Source organism: Streptomyces sp. NPDC055632 (assembly GCF_053618675.1).
Window position 1 is genome coordinate 142,587 of record NZ_JBSHHY010000001.1, and the last position, 17,962, is coordinate 160,548.

Annotated in this window: 17 protein-coding genes; 6 read left to right on the forward strand and 11 right to left on the reverse strand. The window is 74.5% G+C overall.

Annotation, left to right across the window (positions count from 1 at the left end):
- Positions 1-121: 121 nt before the first annotated feature.
- Complete coding sequence (locus ACWGSR_RS00650; RefSeq protein ID WP_453562721.1) at positions 122-2,317, forward strand: terpene synthase family protein; 2,196 nt, start codon at positions 122-124, stop codon at positions 2,315-2,317.
- 81 nt (positions 2,318-2,398) lie between these two features.
- Here ACWGSR_RS00650 and ACWGSR_RS00655 read toward each other — a convergent pair whose 3' ends face one another.
- The 4 genes from ACWGSR_RS00655 to ACWGSR_RS00670 all read right to left on the reverse strand — a co-directional run bounded on the left by ACWGSR_RS00655 (position 2,399) and on the right by ACWGSR_RS00670 (position 4,748).
- Positions 2,399-2,764, reverse strand: coding sequence for an RNA-binding S4 domain-containing protein (locus ACWGSR_RS00655; protein ID WP_453562723.1), 366 nt, complete (start codon positions 2,762-2,764; stop codon positions 2,399-2,401).
- Between the two features lie 17 nt (positions 2,765-2,781).
- On the reverse strand, positions 2,782-3,282 hold the full coding sequence (locus ACWGSR_RS00660; RefSeq protein WP_351182495.1) for a hypothetical protein: 501 nt from the start codon (positions 3,280-3,282) through the stop codon (positions 2,782-2,784).
- A gap of 362 nt (positions 3,283-3,644) precedes the next feature.
- Positions 3,645-4,055, reverse strand: coding sequence for an ACT domain-containing protein (locus ACWGSR_RS00665; RefSeq protein ID WP_453562725.1), 411 nt, complete (start codon positions 4,053-4,055; stop codon positions 3,645-3,647).
- A 24-nt stretch (positions 4,056-4,079) separates the two neighbouring features.
- Entirely contained in the window at positions 4,080-4,748 is a 669-nt protein-coding gene (locus ACWGSR_RS00670) for an NADPH-dependent F420 reductase (RefSeq protein ID WP_376235270.1), read from the reverse strand.
- Between the two features lie 101 nt (positions 4,749-4,849).
- Between ACWGSR_RS00670 and ACWGSR_RS00675 the strand changes: the two genes are divergently transcribed.
- The gene (locus ACWGSR_RS00675) at positions 4,850-5,200 is read left to right on the forward strand and encodes a winged helix-turn-helix transcriptional regulator (RefSeq protein WP_453562727.1); all 351 of its coding nucleotides are present in this window, start codon (positions 4,850-4,852) and stop codon (positions 5,198-5,200) included.
- A gap of 12 nt (positions 5,201-5,212) precedes the next feature.
- Here ACWGSR_RS00675 and ACWGSR_RS00680 read toward each other — a convergent pair whose 3' ends face one another.
- Positions 5,213-6,736 carry an alpha/beta fold hydrolase gene (locus ACWGSR_RS00680; protein WP_453562729.1) on the reverse strand — a complete coding sequence of 508 codons (1,524 nt, stop codon included), beginning with the start codon at positions 6,734-6,736 and terminating at the stop codon, positions 5,213-5,215.
- Between the two features lie 124 nt (positions 6,737-6,860).
- Here ACWGSR_RS00680 and ACWGSR_RS00685 point away from each other — a divergent pair, with 124 nt between their 5' ends.
- On the forward strand, positions 6,861-7,676 hold the full coding sequence (locus ACWGSR_RS00685) for a pentapeptide repeat-containing protein (protein ID WP_453562731.1): 816 nt from the start codon (positions 6,861-6,863) through the stop codon (positions 7,674-7,676).
- Between the two features lie 18 nt (positions 7,677-7,694).
- Here ACWGSR_RS00685 and ACWGSR_RS00690 read toward each other — a convergent pair whose 3' ends face one another.
- Positions 7,695-8,516: a GNAT family N-acetyltransferase gene (locus ACWGSR_RS00690; protein ID WP_453562733.1), complete on the reverse strand. Its 822-nt coding sequence runs from the start codon at positions 8,514-8,516 to the stop codon at positions 7,695-7,697.
- 73 nt (positions 8,517-8,589) lie between these two features.
- Positions 8,590-9,813 carry a cytochrome P450 gene (locus ACWGSR_RS00695; protein ID WP_453562735.1) on the reverse strand — a complete coding sequence of 408 codons (1,224 nt, stop codon included), beginning with the start codon at positions 9,811-9,813 and terminating at the stop codon, positions 8,590-8,592.
- 282 nt (positions 9,814-10,095) lie between these two features.
- Between ACWGSR_RS00695 and paaK the strand changes: the two genes are divergently transcribed.
- Positions 10,096-11,388 carry a phenylacetate--CoA ligase PaaK gene (paaK, locus tag ACWGSR_RS00700; protein WP_453562736.1) on the forward strand — a complete coding sequence of 431 codons (1,293 nt, stop codon included), beginning with the start codon at positions 10,096-10,098 and terminating at the stop codon, positions 11,386-11,388.
- A gap of 56 nt (positions 11,389-11,444) precedes the next feature.
- On the opposite strand, the gene ACWGSR_RS00705 is transcribed toward paaK, so the two are convergent.
- Positions 11,445-12,284, reverse strand: coding sequence for an alpha/beta fold hydrolase (locus ACWGSR_RS00705; RefSeq protein ID WP_453562738.1), 840 nt, complete (start codon positions 12,282-12,284; stop codon positions 11,445-11,447).
- A gap of 74 nt (positions 12,285-12,358) precedes the next feature.
- Here ACWGSR_RS00705 and ACWGSR_RS00710 point away from each other — a divergent pair, with 74 nt between their 5' ends.
- Positions 12,359-12,619: a MarR family transcriptional regulator gene (locus ACWGSR_RS00710; protein WP_453563093.1), complete on the forward strand. Its 261-nt coding sequence runs from the start codon at positions 12,359-12,361 to the stop codon at positions 12,617-12,619.
- Positions 12,620-12,643: 24 nt separating this feature from the next.
- Here ACWGSR_RS00710 and ACWGSR_RS00715 read toward each other — a convergent pair whose 3' ends face one another.
- The 3 genes from ACWGSR_RS00715 to ACWGSR_RS00725 form a co-directional block, all read right to left on the reverse strand.
- Positions 12,644-14,173 (reverse strand): fatty acyl-CoA synthetase, encoded by a 1,530-nt coding sequence (locus ACWGSR_RS00715; protein ID WP_453562739.1) that lies wholly within the window; start codon positions 14,171-14,173, stop codon positions 12,644-12,646.
- 168 nt (positions 14,174-14,341) lie between these two features.
- Positions 14,342-15,439 (reverse strand): calcium:proton antiporter, encoded by a 1,098-nt coding sequence (locus ACWGSR_RS00720; RefSeq protein WP_453562741.1) that lies wholly within the window; start codon positions 15,437-15,439, stop codon positions 14,342-14,344.
- A gap of 42 nt (positions 15,440-15,481) precedes the next feature.
- Positions 15,482-15,961: a MarR family winged helix-turn-helix transcriptional regulator gene (locus ACWGSR_RS00725; protein WP_376235243.1), complete on the reverse strand. Its 480-nt coding sequence runs from the start codon at positions 15,959-15,961 to the stop codon at positions 15,482-15,484.
- A gap of 136 nt (positions 15,962-16,097) precedes the next feature.
- On the opposite strand from ACWGSR_RS00725, the gene ACWGSR_RS00730 reads away from it, so the two are divergent.
- A complete protein-coding gene (locus ACWGSR_RS00730) occupies positions 16,098-17,936 on the forward strand; it encodes a serine hydrolase (RefSeq protein WP_453562743.1) in 1,839 nt (612 codons plus the stop codon).
- Positions 17,937-17,962 lie beyond the last annotated feature (26 nt).

Here is a 17,962-nt window from a genome sequence, read left to right on the forward strand (position 1 = left end):
GGTCCGGCACCACCCCGTCGGCGTTCATACGACTATTCGGGAGATCGTGTGCGCCGTACGGGCGAGGGGTAAGGCTGGGCCGGTCGGACCGCCCCTCGCACACCGGAAGGCCCCCCAGCACATGCCGCAGCCCTTCGTCATGCCGGATTTCTACGTCCCGTATCCGGCGCGCCTCAACCCCCACGTGGAGGCCGCCCGCACGCACACGCGTGCCTGGGCGCGGGAGAGGGGGATGCTGGAGGGCTCGGGGGTCTGGGAGGAGCACGACCTCGACTCCCACGACTACGCGCTGCTCTGCGCCTACACCCACCCCGACTGCGGCGAGGAGGTCCTGAACCTCGTCACCGACTGGTACACCTGGGTCTTCTTCTTCGACGACCACTTCCTGGAGGTCTTCAAGCGCACCCAGGACCGGCCCGGGAGCAAGGCCTATCTGGACCGGCTGCCGATGTTCATGCCGGCGGACCCGGCGGACATGCCCGAGCCGACCAACCCGGTCGAGGCGGGCCTCGCGGACCTCTGGCGGCGAACCGTGCCCGCGATGTCCGACGGCTGGCGCAAGCGGTTCGCGGAGGCCACGGAGCACCTGTTGTACGAGTCGCTCTGGGAGCTCGACAACATCAACGAGGGGCGCGTCGCCAACCCCGTCGAGTACATCGAGATGCGCCGCAAGGTGGGCGGGGCACCCTGGTCGGCGGGGCTCGTCGAGTACGCGGCGGGGGCGGAGGTCCCGGACCGGGTGGCGCGCTCCCGGCCGCTGTGCGTGCTGCGGGACACCTTCTCGGACGCGGTGCACCTGCGCAACGACCTCTTCTCGTACCAGCGCGAGGTGGAGGAGGAGGGCGAGAACAGCAACGGCGTGCTCGTCCTGGAGCGGTTCCTCGGCTGCACGACGCAGGAGGCGGCGAACGCCGTCAACGACCTGCTGACCTCGCGGCTCCAGCAGTTCGAGAACACGGCCCTCACCGAGGTGCCGCCGCTCGCCGTCGAGAAGGGGCTCGCGCCGGAGGAGTGCGCGGCCGTCGCGGCGTACGCGAAGGGGCTCCAGGACTGGCAGTCCGGCGGGCACGAGTGGCACATGCGCTCCAGCCGGTACATGAACGAGGGCATGGTCGGCGGTCCCTCGCACCTGGACGGGATCGTCGGCACCTCGGCCCTGGACGTCCGGAACCTCTTCGGGCGGCCGGCGGCCTCGCGGCTGCGGGCCCTCACCCATGTGCCCCACCAGTACGTGGGGCCGTCGCTGCTGCCCGAGTTCGACCTGCCGTACCCGCTGGCGCTCAGCCCGCACCACGCGGAGGCGAAGCGGCGCTCCGGGGACTGGGCCGAGCGGATGGGGCTCCTGGACGACATCTGGGACCGGCCGATGATGGACGGCTTCGACCTGGCGCTGTGCGCGGCGGGGCTCGACCCGGACGCCACCCTGGAGGAGCTGGAGCTCAGTTCCGAGTGGCTCACCTGGGGGACGTACGGGGACGACCACTACCCGCTGGTCTTCGGCCGGCCGCGCGACCTCGCCGGAGCGAAGGAGCAGACCGAGCGGTTCAAGGCCTGCATGCCGCTTGAGGACCCGGCCCTGGGGGCGGCGTTCGCCGTGAACCCGATGGAGCGCTCGCTCGCCGACCTGTGGGCGCGGACGGCGGGCCCGATGCCGCCGGAGGCGCGCGGGCAGCTGCGGCACGCGCTCGACGCCATGCTGGACAGCTGGCTGTGGGAGCTGCACAACCAGGCGCAGCACCGGGTGCCCGACCCGGTCGACTACATCGAGATGCGCCGCTCCACCTTCGGCTCGGAGCTGACCACCCTGCTGTGCCGGCTGCGGCACGCCGACGCGCTGCCGGCCGCGCTCCACCGCACGGGCACGGTGCGCGCCCTGGAGCGGTCGGTCATGGACTACGCGACGCTCCTCAACGACCTCTTCTCGTACCAGAAGGAGATCGAGGTCGAGGGCGAGGTGCACAACGGCGTCCTGGTGCTGCAGAAGTTCTTCGACTGCGACTACCCGACGGCGGTCGCGATGGTCGACGACCTGATGCGGGGCAGGCTGCGCCAGTACGAGCACGTGAAGAAGCACGAAGTGCCGCTGCTCTACGAGGACTTCGGGCTCGACGAGGAGGGCAGGGCGGCCTTCGGGGCGTATCTGCGGGAGCTGGAGGACTGGCTCGCGGGAATCCTCAACTGGCACCGGAACGTGCGGCGTTACCGGGCCGAGGACGTGCGCTCGGGCGCCGGGACCCCGCTGCTGCGGCACGGCCCGAAGGGGCTCGGCACCTCGGCGGCGCGGGTGACGGAGCTGCTCGGGTCCGCGCCCCGCTGACTTGCCTGCGCACCGCACCCCGCCGACGCGCGCGAAAACCCCCGGGAGGTTCCTTCCCGGGGGCTTCCCCTCGTGCGGGACTCAGGGGCGGCGGCCGCGCAGTTCGTCGATCTCCCGGCGCTCGCGCTTGGTGGGGCGGCCGGCGCCCCGGTCGCGGACGGCGGCGACCGCGACGTGCTCGCGGGGCGGCGGGGGCGGGCTGTTGTCCACGTACGCCTCGGCGGCGACCGGCGGCCCGATCCGCTTGGTGTGCAGCACCTTGACCTCGACGATCCGCTCCCGGCCGCCGTGGAAGACCCGGACCTCGTCGCCGGGCTTCACCGGCTGGGCGGGCTTGACCCGTTCGCCGTTGACCTTGACGTGTCCGGCCCGGCAGGCCACCGCGGCCTGGGAGCGGGTCTTGGTCAGGCGGACCGCCCAGATCCAGCTGTCGACGCGCGCGCTCACGCTGCCCCGCTCCCCCGTCAGCCCTGCTGGAACAGCTCGGCGGGCAGCGGCTTGAGCAGCGCGTACAGGTCGTCGGTGATCGGCCGGTCCCAACTGGCGATCGTCACGAGGACGTTGTCGCTGCGGTCGAACTGGACGCAGGAGATGCGGCTCTCGGAGAGCTTGAGGCGGCGGACGATGAGGAGGTTGTCGCCCTGCATCACGGGGACGTCCTCGGTGTCGAGCACCTCGACCGGCTCGTCGTTCTCCAGGGCGGCGAGGAGCTGCGCCACCTCGAAGGGGATCTGGCCGTCCGCGAGCTCGCGGGCCGGGGAGCCCGCCGGCAGGTTGCCGATGATCATCGCGGGGCCTCGGCCGCCGAACAGGTCGTACCGGAGGAACACACCCTGGCAGGAGCCGTCGGGCGCGGGCAGCAGGCCGGCGCCGAGATTGCCGGGCCAGTCCCCCGGGTCCATGGCCAGGACGTCGAAGTCCGGACCCGCGGGTGTGGCGGCGCTGCGGCGGCGGAGGAAGGACATACGGCCATGGTACGTGCCCCGGGGCGGGACGCGACGCGCCGGGCGGCTCCGTACCGGCGGTCCGCCCGCCCGGGGGTGTCACGGCTTCCGCTCCGTGCCCCGAAGGGTCCTCGGCGGGGCACGGACGGCCATCGGCCCCGGGCGGGCGGGTGCCCGGCGGCACCTCCGGGGACCTTGCGCATCCGGAGCGCCCGGCCGCCCCGAGCCCGGTCACCCGAGGTGCCCGTCCGACTGCTCCGGGTACGCCGTACGGGCGACCGGGCTCGGGGCCGGAGGCCGGAGCCGGGCTCGGGGCCGGAGGCCGGAGCCGGGGTCGGGGTCGGCAAGGCTCGGGGCGCGTCGGCCGGAGCCGCCCGCACGTGTCACCCGGTCAGGCCGCCGGAGCGCTCCGCGAGCCGGTTCAGGACGTCCAAGGCCTCCTCGGCGCGGGCGTGTTCGACGTAGAGGTGATCATGGTGGAACCCGGCCACCACATTGCAGCTCATGCCGGCGTCGGCGAGTTCGCGCGCGACGGCGGCCGTGAGCCCGACGGCGTCGAGCGCGGAGTGCACCCGCAGCGTGATCCGGCCCGCCACGTAGTCGTACGCGAGGGAGGCGGCGTCCGCCTCCTCCTGCCGCACGACGAGGGTGAGCCCCTCGGGCTCGGCGACGGTGACCACCGGGGCGAGCCCGGCCGGGGCGGGGCCGTCCACCGTGGTGAAGACGTACCGGCCGGGGTCGAGTTCCGGTCGCAGGCCGGCGAGGAGCCGGGTCAGATCACGTTCCGCGTTCATGGGCGCCAGGGTAGGCGGACGGGGTCACGGGCGCGGCGGGGCGCCCGCCGCCGGGCCCGTCGCGAACGCCAGGGGCGGGGCGATCGCCCGGGCGTCCGCGCCCTCCCCGACCCACAGGCCGATGAAGAGCGCGGCGGTCGCTTCGAGCAGGCCGGCGCGGTCGAGGCCGCCCCCGGCCAGCGGGGCGCAGCCCGCGTCCCGCACCAGCTCTTCGACCAGCGCGAGCGCCTCCCCGTCGTCGCCGCAGACCGGGACGGCGAGGGGGCTCCCGTCGAAGACGGGCGGGGTCATCCGCCACACGTCCTCGTGGCAGAGGTTGAAGGCCTTGACGACCCGCGCCCCGGGCGCCGCGTCGGCCAGTCGGCGGGCGGCGGAGGGGCCGCCCTCCGTGAGCAGCCGGAAGCCGGGGCCCACCGGGTTGGAGCAGTCCAGCAGGACCCGTCCGGCCAGGGAGGCCCGTACGTCCGCGACGACCTCCGCCCCGGCGCCGTACGGCAGCGCGGCGAGGACGACGGCCCCGAACCCGGCCGCCTCCTCCAGGCTCCCGTGCCGCGTCCCGCCGCCCAGCCGGGCGGCGAGCCGCTCCGCCCGCCGCCCGTCCCGGCCGCCGACGAGCACCTCGTGGCCCGCCCGCACCCAGTGGGTGGCGAGGGCGTCCGCCATGCTGCCCGTTCCCAGTACACCGATCCTCATCGTTCCCGTCCTTCGGGTCTCGCCGGTCTCCCGGTCCTCCGGTGCCGGCGTCCGGCACTTCGGGGATGACACTAGGGAGCCGGTCGGGCACCATCCGGTACGTGACTTCCGACGGATACCTCGCCGACTGCCGTGCCCGCCTGGCCTTCGACCTGCTCGCCAACACCTGGAACTCGGTGGTCCTCTGGGCCCTGCGCGACGGCCCGAGCCGCCACGTCGAGCTGCGCGGGCGGATCGGCGGCATCAGCTCCAAGGTCCTCACCGAGACGCTGCGGCGGCTGGAGTTCAACGGCCTGGTGGAGCGGCGCGTGGGCGCCGGGACGGAGTCCCGGGCCGCGTACGCGCTCACCCCGCTGGGCCGGACCCTGCTCGGCCCGATCGGCGCGTTCGGGGAGTGGGCCTTCGAGCACGGCGACGAGGTGATGGCCGCGCAGGAGCGGCACGGCGGGTGAGGGTAGATCCCGCTACAGGCCGAACTCCCTTACCGCCGAAAGGAATTCGTTCGGACGGTCCGCGTGCACGAGGTGTCCGGCGTCGAGGGTGACGAGGCGGGCGCCGGGGATCCGGTCGGCCAGCCAGGACAGCTGCTCCTGGGGCACGTGGCTGGTGGGGCCGCCGGCCAGGACGAGGGTGGGGGCGGTGATCGACGCGAGCCGGTCGCGCCAGTCGGGGTCGGGGGCGTTGAGCTGGGCGTCGGTGGCCGGGACGATCTCCCGGTCGAAGCCGAGGGGGCCCTCGGGGCGCTCGGCGACGGGGCGCGGCGGGTCGAGCGGGAAGAAGACCGGGGGCTCCTCCAGGACGAGGCGGCCGACGAGTCCGGGCTCGTCCCGGGCGAGGAGGTACGCGGCGGCGGCTCCCATGGAGTGGGCGACGACGGTGGCGCCGGTGAGACCGAGGGCCTCGATGAAGCCGCCGAGCTCGTCGCGGAAGGCGTCGAAGCCGTAGCCGCCGGGCCGCCGGTCGCTGAGTCCGTGGCCGCGCAGGTCGAGCGCGTACACCCGGTGGTCGGTGGCCAGGTCGGCCGCGATCCCCGTCCACGTGGTGCTGTTCTCGCCGCGTCCGTGGACCAGGACGACGGGCGGGGCGCCCTCCGGTCCCGTGACCCGGTGGGCGAGGCGCACGCCGTCCACGGTGACCGTGCGGACGGTGGGATCGAGGAAGGCGGCGACCGTGCGGACGAAGGCGTCCGGGTCGTCCACCCAGGGGTAGTGGCCGGCGCCCGGCTGGACGGCGAGTTCGGCGGACGGGAAGAGGGCGGCCGCCTCGGCGGCCTTCGCGGGGGTCGGCCCGGCGTCGTGCTCCCCCGCCAGGACCAGGACCGGCGCGGTGAGGGCGGCGAGGGCGCGGCGGGTCGCCGCCGGGTCGTAGGCGCCCTCGCCGTGGTAGGCGCCGGCGGCCTCCCAGCGGGTCTGCCGGTCGGTGGCGGCCGCGTGTTCCCGGGCGGCCTCGTCCCAGCGGCCGTAGGCGAAGGGGGCGGCGATCCCGTACACCCGGGACAGCGGGGTGTCGGGGCCGATCGCGTCGAGCGCGGCCCTGGCCTCCGGGTACCAGGGCCGGTCGGCGAAGACCTCGGCGGCCGCGTCCCACTCCTCGTCGGTGGTGGTGACGCCGAGCGCGCGGGCGGCGGAGGTGACGAGGACGAGGGAGCGGATCCGCTCGGGGTGGGCTGCGGCGTAGAGGGTCGCGAGGTTGCCGCCCGCCGAGTGGCCGAGGAGGTCGATCCGGTCCAGGCCGAGGTGGGCGCGGAGCGCCTCGACGTCGCCGACCTGCCGGTCGCAGCGGTAGGTGCCGGGGTCGGCGGGCTCGGCGCTCGCGCCGGTGCCCCGGGCGTCGAGGAGGACGAGCGTCCGGTGGGCGGCGAGCCCGCCGAGGTCCCCGAGGTAGGCGGCGTCGCGCATCGGGCCGCCCGCCAGGCACACCAGCGGCTCGCCCTCCCCTTGCGTGCGGTAGGCGAGTTCGGTTCCGTCATACGTCGTGAACGTCGGCATGCGCCGATCCTCACCGGTCCCGATGATCTCGGCAACGGATTTCGCCGAGGGCGCGGGCCGGGCGCGATACGGTGGACGGGCCGTCCCCGGCACCCTTCCCCCACCCTTAAGGAACCGTTTCACCGTGCCCGACACCCGGGAATCCGCGCTGCGCGGCGACTGCGCCAACTGCTTCGGCCTGTGCTGCGTGGCACTGCCCTTCGCCAAGTCGGCGGACTTCGCCGTGGACAAGTCCTCCGGCGAGCCCTGCCGGAACCTGCGGGAGGACTTCCGCTGCGGCATCCACACGCGGCTGCGGCCGAGCGGTTTCCAGGGCTGCACGGTGTACGACTGCTTCGGCGCGGGCCAGCGGGTGTCCCAGGTGACCTTCGGCGGGGTGTCGTGGCGCGAGGCGCCGGAGACGGCTCGGCCGATGTACGAGGTGTTCCCGGTGGTGCGCGGGCTCCATGAGCTGCTGCGGTACCTCACCGAGGCCCTGGCGCTGCGCGCCGCCCGGCCCGTGCACGCCGAGGTGCGGGCGGCGCTCGCCCGGGTGGAGGCGCTCGCGGCGGGAACGCCGGACGCGCTGGGGAGGCTGGACGTGAACGCCGTGCGGGGCGAGGTGAACCCGCTGCTGCTCCGGACGAGCGAGCTGGTCCGCGCCACGGCCGGCGGCCGGCCGAAGAGCCGGCGCGGGGCGGACCTGATCGGCAAGCGGCTGCGCGGGGCGAAGCTGCGGGGCGCGGACCTGCGCGGGGCGCTGCTGATCGCCGCCGACCTGACGGGGGCGGACCTGTCGCTCGCCGATCTGATCGGCGCCGACCTGCGGGACGCCGACCTGTCCGGCGCGGACCTGACGGACGCCCTCTTCCTCACGCAGCCCCAGCTGAACTCGGCGCGCGGGGACGCCGCCACCCGCCTCCCGGAGGGCTTCGAGCGTCCCGCGCACTGGACGGCCTGAGCGGCCGGGGAGGCCGGTTCAGAGCTCGTACGTGTACGGGGTCGTGGTCGTCAGCTCCAGGAAGCCGAGGCGGCGGAGGATCGGGCGGCTCGTGGGGGCCGCGTCGACCTGGACGTAGCGGTGGCCCCGGTCGGCGGCGATGCGGGCGCGGTGGGAGACGAGGGCGCGGTAGAGGCCGCGGCCGCGCCAGCCCTCGACGGTGCCGCCGCCCCAGAGGCCTGCGAAGTCGGTGCCGGGGTGGAGTTCGAGGCGGGCCGCGCTGACGGGTTCGCCGTCGGCGAGGGCGACGACGGCGGCGACGGCGCCGGGGCCGGTCGTGAGGTGGTCCAGGAGCTGGCGCCCGATGTGGTCGCTGTCGGTGCCGAAGGCGCGTGCGTGGACCTCGACCACTTGGCGCACGCCCGCCTCGTCGGTGACGGCGCGGAGTTCGACGCCCTCGGGCAGCGGGACGTCCCGGGGCAGGGCGGCGGCCTCGGCGGCCATCAGGGTCTCGGGCTCCCCGGCGGTGAAGCCCGCCGCGCGGAGCCGGTCACCGAGGTCGGCGGGGGCGTCGTGCCCGTACAGCTTCCATTCGAAGGGCAGGCCGGCGGTCCGGTAGTGGGCGATCTGCGCGGCGACGGCGGCGTCGGCGCCCGCCGTGTCGCCGGCGTCGAGTCCGGACCAGAGGACGCCGTTCCACGTGTGGGCGGGGCCGGTCTGGCGGACGACGGCTCCGACGCGTTCGACGCGGCTGCCGGGGCCCTCGGGGCGGGCCTCGCGGCGCAGTTGGCGGTCGTACAGGTCGAGCAGTTCACGGGGGTCGCGGGCGGTGTGCGGGGTGCCCGGGTGCTGGGTTTCCATGGCGGCCACTCCAGCAGCCGGGCCCGCGCCCGGCAACGGGTTTCGGCGGGTGGACGCGGCCTCGTCCGGCGGGTCACCACGTCACCGGCAAGGTTTCGGGGCCCCGGACGGAGGCGCCGCGCTGCCAGCGGAGCCGTTCGGCGGGGACGGCGAGGCACAGGTCGGGGAAGCGGTCCCACAGGGAGGCGACGAGGACCTCGGACTCGATCCGGGCGAGGGCGGCGCCGGGGCAGGCGTGGGGGCCGTGGCCGAAGGCGAGGTGGGGGGCTCGGTCCCGGTCGAAGTCGAGCCGGTCGGGGTCGGGGAAGACGGCCGGGTCGCGGTTGGCGGTCAGGTGGGAGACGTAGACGGGGTCCCCGGCCGGGATGACGACCCCGCCGACCTCGACGTCCTCCAGGGCGATCCGGGGGAGCCCGACGGCGTCGCGGTGCGGGATGTAGCGGAGGAGTTCGTCGACGGCCCGCGGCAGCAGGGCGGGTTCGGCGCGCAGCCGGGCGAGGTGTTCGGGGTGGGTGAGCAGCGCGTACACCATGTGGGCGGTGTTGTTGCGGACGGCACGGGTGCCGCCGGTCAGGACGAGGAAGGCGAGTCCGGCGGCCTCGCGTCCGGTGAGGGTCCCGTCGTCGACGGCGTCGGCGAGGACGGCGGCGAGGGTCTCCCCGCCGCTGCCGTGGCTGCGGCCGACGAGTTCGGTGAAGTAGCGGACCGCGTCGGCCCTGGCGCGTTCGCCGGCGCGCCGGCCGGCGTCGGCGGAGACGGCGGTGGCGGCCCAGTGGGCGAGCAGGGGCCGGTCGCCCTCGGGCACGCCCATGAGCGCGCCGGCCACGGCGAGCGGGAAGGGCCGGTGGACGAGTTCCACCAGGTCGGCGGGGGCGCCGTGGTCCTCGACGCGGTCGAGGAGCCGGTCCATGGCCTCCTGGGCGCGGTCGCGCAGGGTCCGCAGGGGGCCGGGGCCGAAGGCGCGGGCGAGGGCCCGGCGCATCCGGGTGTGGTCGGGCGGGTCCGCGAAGCCGACGTCGCCCTCCAGCGGGACGGGTCGGGGCGCGACCCGGGTGACGGGGCGGCCGCGGGCGGCCCGGCGGCTGAAGCGGGGGTCGGCGGAGACGAACCTGACGTCCTCGTAGCGGGTGACGAGCCAGGCGTGGCCGTCGCCGTGCGGCAGCCGGATCCGGGTGACGGGGTCCTCGTGGAGCAGTTCGGCGAGCAGCGGGTCGAAGTCGAGGCCGGTGAGGTGGGGGACGGCCCAGAAGCGGATCCGGGGGGCGTCGGCGGCGTCGGGGGCGGGGGCGTCGAGCACGGGGACCTGTCTTTCTGCGGGGCGGGGGCGCTCCCCTCCTTCCCGCCCCGCCCGGCCACGGGCACCGGGCCGCCGCGAAAGCACACAAAGGGGGTTCGACGGCGCGGGAGGCGTGGTCCATGCGGGCGATCGGGTGCCCCGTCTCCGGTCCCCTCGCGTCCGACCCCTTGCCAAGCCCCCCGTACCTCCGGTTTTACTGACCCGGGCGGATCTACCGAATGATCGGTAGGTTGCTTCGAGGGCACGGCGAGGAGCGCGGTGAAGAGCGTGGAGGAGAGGCGCATGACGGAAGAACTGCTGGACGGCGGCGAGCGGCTCGGCCGGGAGGAGCTGGCGGCGCTCCAGTTGGAGCGGCTGCGCGCGACCCTGCGGCACGCGTACGAGAACGTGGACTTCCACCGGCGCTCCTTCGACGCGGCCGGGGTCTCCCCGGACGACTGCCGCACGCTCGCGGACCTGGCCCGGTTCCCCTTCACCGCCAAGTCGGACCTGCGCGACCACTACCCCTTCGGGATGTTCGCCGTCGACCCGTCGCGGATCCGGCGGATCCACGCCTCCAGCGGGACCACCGGCCGGCCCACCGTCGTCGGCTACACCGAGGGCGACCTGGACGTCTGGGCGGACGTGGTGGCCCGCTCCCTGCGCGCCGCCGGCGTGCGCCCCGGGCACAAGGTCCACGTGGCGTACGGCTACGGCCTGTTCACCGGCGGGCTCGGCGCCCACTACGGGGCGGAGCGCCTGGGCTGCACGGTGATCCCCGCCTCGGGCGGCATGACGGCCCGGCAGGTGCGGCTGATCCAGGACTTCCGGCCCGAGGTCATCATGATCACCCCCTCGTACATGCTCACCCTCCTCGACGAGTTCGAGCGGCAGGGTGTGGACCCCCGGTCGACCTCCCTGAAGGTGGGCGTCTTCGGGGCCGAGCCGTGGACGGAGGAGATGCGCAAGGAGATCGAGGAGCGGTTCGCGATCGACGCGGTCGACATATACGGCCTGTCGGAGGTCATGGGGCCGGGCGTGGCGCAGGAGTGCGTGGAGACCAAGGACGGCCTGCACGTCTGGGAGGACCACTTCTATCCGGAGGTCGTGGACCCGTTCACGGGCGAGGTGCTGCCGGACGGGGAGGAGGGGGAGCTGGTCTTCACCTCGCTCACCAAGGAGGCCATGCCGGTGGTCCGCTACCGGACCAGGGACCTGACCCGGCTGCTGCCGGGGACCGCGCGGGTCTTCCGGCGGATGGAGAAGGTCACCGGGCGCAGCGACGACATGATCGTCCTGCGCGGGGTGAACCTCTTCCCCACCCAGATCGAGGAGATCGTCCTGCGCACCCCGGCCGTGGCCCCGCACTTCCAGCTGCGCCTGACCCGGGAGGGCCGGCTCGACGCCCTGACCGTACGGGCCGAGGCCCGGCCGGACGCGACGGCCGGGGAGCGGGCGGAGGCGGCCCGGGCGATCGCGGCGGCGGTCAAGGACGGCATCGGCGTCTCGGTCGGGGTCGAGGTGGTCGACCCCGAGACGCTGGAGCGCTCGGTGGGCAAGATCCGGCGGATCGTGGACCTGCGGGACTCCGCGTAGGGGCTGTCCGGGTAGGTCCTGTCCGGTGGCCGGGGAACGTGCTCCGGCCGGTGCGGTCAGCCCAGGAAGCCGAGCAGCCGCTCGTCGAGCCGGTGCGGTTCGACGAGCGGCAGGGAGTGGTGGGTGGCTCCGGGCAGCAGGACCACCTCGGCCTCCGGGAGCGCGCGCCGGACCCGGTCGGCGACCTCGGCGGCGCGGTGGGTGCGGCTGCGCTCCGCGAGCAGGACGAGCAGCGGTGCGCGCAGGTCGGCGACCCGGGGCCGGCCGCCGGTGACGAGCTTGCGGCCGGGGGCGGTGGCGGCGAGGGCGTGGAGGCGCCGCCAGGTCTCGTCCGGGCGGGTGCCCGCGGTCTCCCAGGCCAGGAGGGCGCGGGCGCGGGCCTCGCTCGGGCGGATCAGGAGGGGCAGCGCGCGCAGCAGATAGCCGGGGCGGAACCCGGCGAAGACCTGGGTGGGGTCGACGAGGGCGAGGCGGTCGATCCGCTCCGGCGCGTGCAGCGCGTACCGGACGGCCAGCCAGGCGCCGTACGAATGGCCGCACAGGTGCGTGCGGGTGAGGGCGAGCCCGTCCAGGAGCGCGTCCAGCCAGGCCGTCAGGTCGTCGGCGCTCCTCGGGGGCCTGCCCCGGCGTTCGGTCCGGCCGGCGTCGCCGAGGAGGTCGACCGCGTGGATCCGGTACCGCTCCCCCAGGGCCGGCGCGTTGGCGAACCAGACCAGACCGGTGGCGGAGCCGCCGGGCAGCAGCACCAGCGGAGGGCCGTCCACCGGACCGTGGACGTGGACGCGGGTGCGTCCGTACGGGGTGTCGACGTCCCGCTCCTCGGTGAAGGCGGGCCAGCGGGCGCGGAGTTCGTCGTAGGCGAGGCCGAAGGCGCGTTCGTGGGCGGACGGAGACACACACGTTCCTCTCGCCGAGCGACCATCTCGTTCAGCGGGATGGTACGCAAGGGTTCGAGGGATGGGGAGTACGGCTGAACTCCGCCGGGACCACCGCGCTGGTGGACCGGCTGGAACGGCTCGGGCTCGTCCGGCGGGAGCGGGACGCGGAGGACCGGCGGCGCGTCCTCCTCCGGGTGGAGGAGAAGGCGGTGGAGCTGGGGTGGGCCTTCTTCGGGCCGGTCATCGACGGGGTGGTGACGGTCGCGGAGGGGTTCGGTCCGGACGAGCTGGAGACCGTGCGCCGGTTCCTGGCCTCGGTCCTCGATTCCACCGGGCGGACCGGCCCCGGGTGAGGAGCCCCGGGGCCCGGGCGGGTCCTAGGGGGTGTCAGACACCCCCTGGGCCTCCGCGAACCGGTCCCTCAGTTCGCGCTTGAGGATTTTGCCGCTCGCGTTGCGGGGCAGTTCGGGCAGGAAGTGGACGCGTTTCGGGGCCTTGAAGTGGGGGAGCTTCTCGCGGGCGTGGGAGAGGAGTTCGGTCTCGGTGACCTCGCCGCGCGGGACGACCACCGCCGTGACCGCCTCGATCCAGCGCTCGTCGGGGAGGCCGATCACGGCCGCCTCGGCGACCCCGGGGTGGGTGTAGAGGGCGTCCTCGACCTGACGGGAGGCGACCAGGACGCCGCCGGAGTTGATGACGTCCTTCACCCGGTCGACGATCGTGTAGTAGCCCTCGGCGTCGCGGACCGCGAGGTCGCCCGAGTGGAACCAGCCGTTCCTGAAGGCCGCCCTGGTCTCCTCGGGCTTGTTCCAGTACCCCTCGCACAGCTGCGGCGAGCGGTAGACGATCTCGCCGGGGGTGCCGTCGGGGACGTCGTCGCCCTTCTCGTCGACGACCCGGGCCTCGACGTGGCGGACCGGGCGGCCGCAGGAGTCCATCCGGCCCTCGTGCTCGTCGGGGCCGAGGACCGTGGCGAGCGGGCCGATCTCGGACTGGCCGAAGCAGTTGTAGAAGCGCAGCTCCGGCAGCCGGGCGCGCAGGCGCTCCAGGACGGGCACGGGCATGATCGAGGCCCCGTAGTAGGCCTTGCGGAGCGCGGAGAGGTCGCGGGCGGCGAACTCCGGGTGGTTGGCGAGGCCGATCCAGACCGTCGGCGGGGCGAACAGGCTGTCGGCCCGGCCCGACTCGACCAGGTCGAGGAGGACGGCCGGGTCGGGGCCGTCGACGAGGGTGTTCTCGGCGCCGACGGCGAGGTAGGGCAGCAGGAAGACGTGCATCTGCGCCGAGTGGTAGAGCGGCAGCGCGTGCACGGGCCGGTCGTCCTCGCGCAGGTCGAGGGCCTCGACGGCGCTCGCGTACTCGTGGGCCAGGGCGAGGTGGGTCATCATCGCGCCCTTGGGCTGGGCGGTGGTGCCCGAGGTGTAGAGCAGCTGGGCGAGGTCGCGGGCGTCGCGGTCGGTGTCGTACGTCTCCGGTTCGGCGAGCGCGTCGAGCAGGGAACCGGGCGCGTCCCGCAGCGGCTTGACGGAGAAGCCGTCCGGGATCCGGTCCGCGAGGGCGGGGTCGGCGAGGACGAGCGAGCTGTCCGACTGCTCCAGGACGTACGCGAGGTCGTCGCCGGTCAGGTGGTGGTTGACCGGCACGTGGATCAGGCCGGCCCGGGCGCACGCCAGGAACGCGATCAGATAGGCGTCCGAGTTGTGGCCGTAGGTGGCGACCCGGGCGTACTCCGGCAGCCCGATGCCGTGGTGGGCCTCCCGCAGGACGGCGGCGGCGGTGGAGACGGCCGCGTCCAGCTCCGCGTACGTCCAGCTCCGGTCGGCGTACCGCAGGGCGGTCCGGTCGGGGACGCGCCGGGCGCTCGCGCGCAGGACGCCGTCGACGGTGCGGCTGAGGAGTCGGCTCATGGCGCGATCCTCGGCGCGCACCGTACGCGAGGTCAAGTACTCGGTGGCGCGCCGGACACGGCTGCGCGCCGGCGGGCGCCGGGCGGCCTCCCCGTTCCGCGAGAAGGACGTCCCGCGCTCGCCGGCGCCGCGGGTGGTGGTCGTCCGGGACCGACCGGCCGGGGCCCGTCAGGGGCTGAACGACATGAACACGAAGGCGGCGAAGATCGAGAGGTGGACGCCGCCCTGGAGGAGCGTGGCCCGTCCGGGCACCACGGTCAGGGCGCTCACCACACCGGTGAGGGCGAGCAGGACCAGGTGGAGGGGGCCCAGGCCGAGCACCAGGGGCCCGGAGAGCCAGATCGAGGCGAGCGCGATCGCCGGGACGGTCAGGCCGATGCTGGCGATCGCGGAGCCGTAGGCGAGGTTGAGGCTGGTCTGCATCCTGTCCCGGCGGGCCGCGCGGACGGCGGCGAGGGTCTCGGGGAGCAGCACCATCAGGGCGATGACGACGCCGACGACCGCCTTGGGCAGACCGGCCGACTCGACGCCGTCCTCGATGGTGGGCGAGACCAGCTTGGCGTTGCCGACGACGGCGACGAGGGCGAGGAGGAGCAGGCCGAGGCTGGTCCAGGCCTCGCGGCTGCCCGGCGGGGCGGCGTGCTCGTCCTCCGACTCGTGGCCGGGGCGCGGCACGGGGAGGAAGTAGTCGCGGTGCCGGATCGTCTGGACGCCGACGAACACGCCGTACAGGAAGAGGGAGGCGACGGCGGCGAAGATGAGCTGGATGCCGGAGAACTCGGGGCCGGGGTGGCTGGTGGTGAAGGTCGGCAGGACCAGCGTCATCGTGGCGAGGGTGCAGACGATGGCGAGCGCTCCGCCGGAGCCCTCGGCGTTGAAGACGGCGACGCGGTTGCGGAGCGCGCCGACGACGAGGGAGATGCCGACGATGCCGTTGCAGGTGATCATGACGGCGGCGAAGACGGTGTCGCGGGCGTAGGTGGAGGTCTTGTCGCCGCCTCCGGCCATCAGGGTGACGATGAGCCCGACTTCGATGACGGTGACGGCCACGGCGAGGACGAGCGAGCCGAAGGGTTCGCCGACGCGGTGGGCGATCACCTCGGCGTGGTGGACCGCCGCGAGGACCGCCACGAGGAGGCAGAGCGCGATGAGCCCCACGACGAAGCCGGGGAGGTCACGCCCCCAGGCCGCGCCCAGGGCCAGCGCCGCCACCACTGGTCCCCAGGTGGTCCACTGACGTGTCATTGCCGCCGTGCTCGAACTCATGATCCGCATCCTGCCACAAAGGGGGCTTTCGCCCGATTTCGGTCATTCCAGGGGTTCGGTGAGGCCGCGCTCGTACGCGGCGAGCGTCTCGATGAACATCCGCCGCTCCCGCGCGTCGAGCGGGGCCAGGGCCGCACGCCAGGCGTCGGCGCTGCGTCCGAGCCAGCCGTCGATGGCGGCCCGGTACCGCTCGGAGATGGAGACGATCTTCCGCCTGCGGTCGGCCGGGTCCTCGACCCGCTCCAGTACGCCCTTCTTCGCCAGGTCCCCCGCCATCAGGCTGACGGTGGTGGGGGCGACCTCCAGATGGGCGGCGAGCTCGTTGACGCTCAGCGGCCCGTCGAAGAGGAGGTGGGCGAGGAGGGAGAGGTGGCGGGGCGCGAGGGTGAGCGACTGAAGGTCCTCGGGGATCCTGACGCGCTTGACCCGTGCGACCGTCCGAGGCATCAGCAGCAGCAGCGTGCGTACGGCCTCGTCCAGATCCGGTCCGGGGTCCTCGTCCTCCTCGTGGGCGTTCGCCATCGCGCCTTCCCCCTTCGTTTCGGTTTCACACTCTTCATTTTGCTTTCAAAGCAAAGGGATCTTTACGGACGATGCTACCGGAAGGGATGTTCGAGCAGGGCCGTTTGGCGGCTGCCCCCGGTGGGAGACAGTGGGCATGACGGAGGATGCGGCGAGACAAGGACGTTCGACCCGGCGCGCGTTCGGCGGCGGGCTGCTGGCCCTCGGAGGAGCCGTGGCGATCGGTGCGGTGCCGGGGACCGGTCTCGCGGCGGGGGCCGGAAGCGGGTCCGGGGCCGGGAACGGCAGCGGATCCGGAGGCGGGTCCGGGGCCGTCGCGCGGCGGACCACGCTGCGGCGCGGTTCGGCCGCGCGGGCCGGGCTCCTCGCGCCGCACCTGGACCGGCTGGTGACGGAGGCCGAGGCGTTCCTCGCCCCCTCCCCCGCGCACCCCTGGTACGCGGGCGCCGTCCTGCTCGCCGGGCGCGGCGGGACCGTGGCCCTGCACCGGGCGATCGGCTCGGCCGTGCGGTACGCCGCGTACGACGAGAAGACCGGCACCGGCGTCGAACTGCCGCCGGAGCGGCAGCGGCCGATGACCGAGGACACCGTCTTCGACCTGGCCTCGGTCTCCAAGCTGTTCACCTCGATCCTGGCGGTGCAGCAGATCGAGCGCGGGGCGCTCGACCTGGAGGCGAGGGTCACGGCGTACCTGCCGGAGTTCGGCGGCGGCGGGAAGCAGGACGTGACGGTGCGCCAACTGCTCACCCACACCTCCGGCTTCCGGTCCTGGATCCCGCTCTACCGGGAGCCGACGCGGGAGGGGAAGCTGCGGCTGCTCCGGGAGGAGCGGCTCGCGAACCCGCCGGGGACCGCGTACCTCTACTCCGATCTCAACCTGATCTCGCTCCAGCTGGTCCTGGAGGAGATCACCGGCCGCGCTCTGGACGTCCTGCTCCACGACGAGATCACCGCCCCGCTCGGAATGCGCCGCACGCGCTTCAACCCGCCGCCCTCCTGGCGGCCGGACATCGCCGCCACCGAGGACGCCCGGCCGCCCTGGTCGGGCCTGGACCGGGGCATGGTGTGGGGCGAGGTCCACGACGAGAACGCGTACGCGCTCGGCGGGGTCGCCGGGCACGCCGGAATCTTCTCGCGCGCCTGGGACCTGGCGATCCTCGCCCGCGCCCTGCTCAACGGCGGGGCGTACGGCCGGGCCCGCATCCTCTCCCCCGCGTCGGTGGAGCTGATGTTCACCGACTTCAACACCGCCTTCCCCGGCGACGCGCACGGGCTCGGCTTCGAACTCCACCAGCACTGGTACATGGGCGCGATGGCCACGCCCCGCACGGCCGGGCACACCGGTTTCACCGGCACCAGCCTCGTCCTGGACCCGACGACCGACGCCTTCCTGATCGTCCTCGGCAACTCCGTGCACCCGGTGCGCTCCTGGCGCTCCGGCTCCGCGCCGCGCGTCGCCACCGCGAACCGGCTGGCCAGGGCCGTGCCCGTACGGCCGGCCCGGGGGCGCACGGCCTGGTTCTCCGGGATGGAGAGCGGCGCCACCGCCACCCTCGCCCTGCCCCCGGTCCCCGGCGCCGCGCGGCTGGAGTGCGCGCTGTGGTGGGACACCGAACCGGACGCGGACGCGGTCTTCCTGGAGGCGTCCCGCGACGGCGGGGCGTCCTGGGAGCCGCTGCCGTTCGTCACCGCGCGTCCGGGAGGGGAGCCGTCGCCGCACCCGGCGGGGACGGTGGGCGGCTGGTCCGGGCGCGTCTGGCACCGGCTCGCGGCCGAGGTGCCGGAGGCGGCCCGGGGATCCGTCCCCGTACGGCTGCGGTGGCGGTACGCGACGGACGCGCGGTACGTCGGACGCGGGGTGTACGTGGACGGGGTGCGGGTCCTCGACGGCGCGGGGCGCCCGCTCTTCGACGAGGCCCGGCCGGCGGACGGCGCGCGGATCGAGGCGGTGGGCTGGACGGCGTCCCGGGACTGACCGGCCGGACCGGCCCCGGGGGCCGC

What these genes read in the sequence shown, in the direction of transcription:
- ACWGSR_RS00650 (WP_453562721.1), top strand. Translation starts at nt 122, where the DNA reads ATGCCGCAGCCCTTCGTCATGCCGGATTTCTACGTCCCGTATCCGGCG.
- ACWGSR_RS00660 (WP_351182495.1), bottom strand. Translation starts at nt 3,282, where the DNA reads ATGTCCTTCCTCCGCCGCCGCAGCGCCGCCACACCCGCGGGTCCGGAC.
- ACWGSR_RS00665 (WP_453562725.1), bottom strand. Translation starts at nt 4,055, where the DNA reads ATGAACGCGGAACGTGATCTGACCCGGCTCCTCGCCGGCCTGCGACCG.
- ACWGSR_RS00670 (WP_376235270.1), bottom strand. Translation starts at nt 4,748, where the DNA reads ATGAGGATCGGTGTACTGGGAACGGGCAGCATGGCGGACGCCCTCGCC.
- ACWGSR_RS00680 (WP_453562729.1), bottom strand. Translation starts at nt 6,736, where the DNA reads ATGCCGACGTTCACGACGTATGACGGAACCGAACTCGCCTACCGCACG.
- ACWGSR_RS00690 (WP_453562733.1), bottom strand. Translation starts at nt 8,516, where the DNA reads ATGGAAACCCAGCACCCGGGCACCCCGCACACCGCCCGCGACCCCCGT.
- paaK (WP_453562736.1), top strand. Translation starts at nt 10,096, where the DNA reads ATGACGGAAGAACTGCTGGACGGCGGCGAGCGGCTCGGCCGGGAGGAG.
- ACWGSR_RS00715 (WP_453562739.1), bottom strand. Translation starts at nt 14,173, where the DNA reads ATGAGCCGACTCCTCAGCCGCACCGTCGACGGCGTCCTGCGCGCGAGC.
- ACWGSR_RS00720 (WP_453562741.1), bottom strand. Translation starts at nt 15,439, where the DNA reads ATGAGTTCGAGCACGGCGGCAATGACACGTCAGTGGACCACCTGGGGA.
- ACWGSR_RS00725 (WP_376235243.1), bottom strand. Translation starts at nt 15,961, where the DNA reads ATGGCGAACGCCCACGAGGAGGACGAGGACCCCGGACCGGATCTGGAC.
- ACWGSR_RS00730 (WP_453562743.1), top strand. Translation starts at nt 16,098, where the DNA reads ATGACGGAGGATGCGGCGAGACAAGGACGTTCGACCCGGCGCGCGTTC.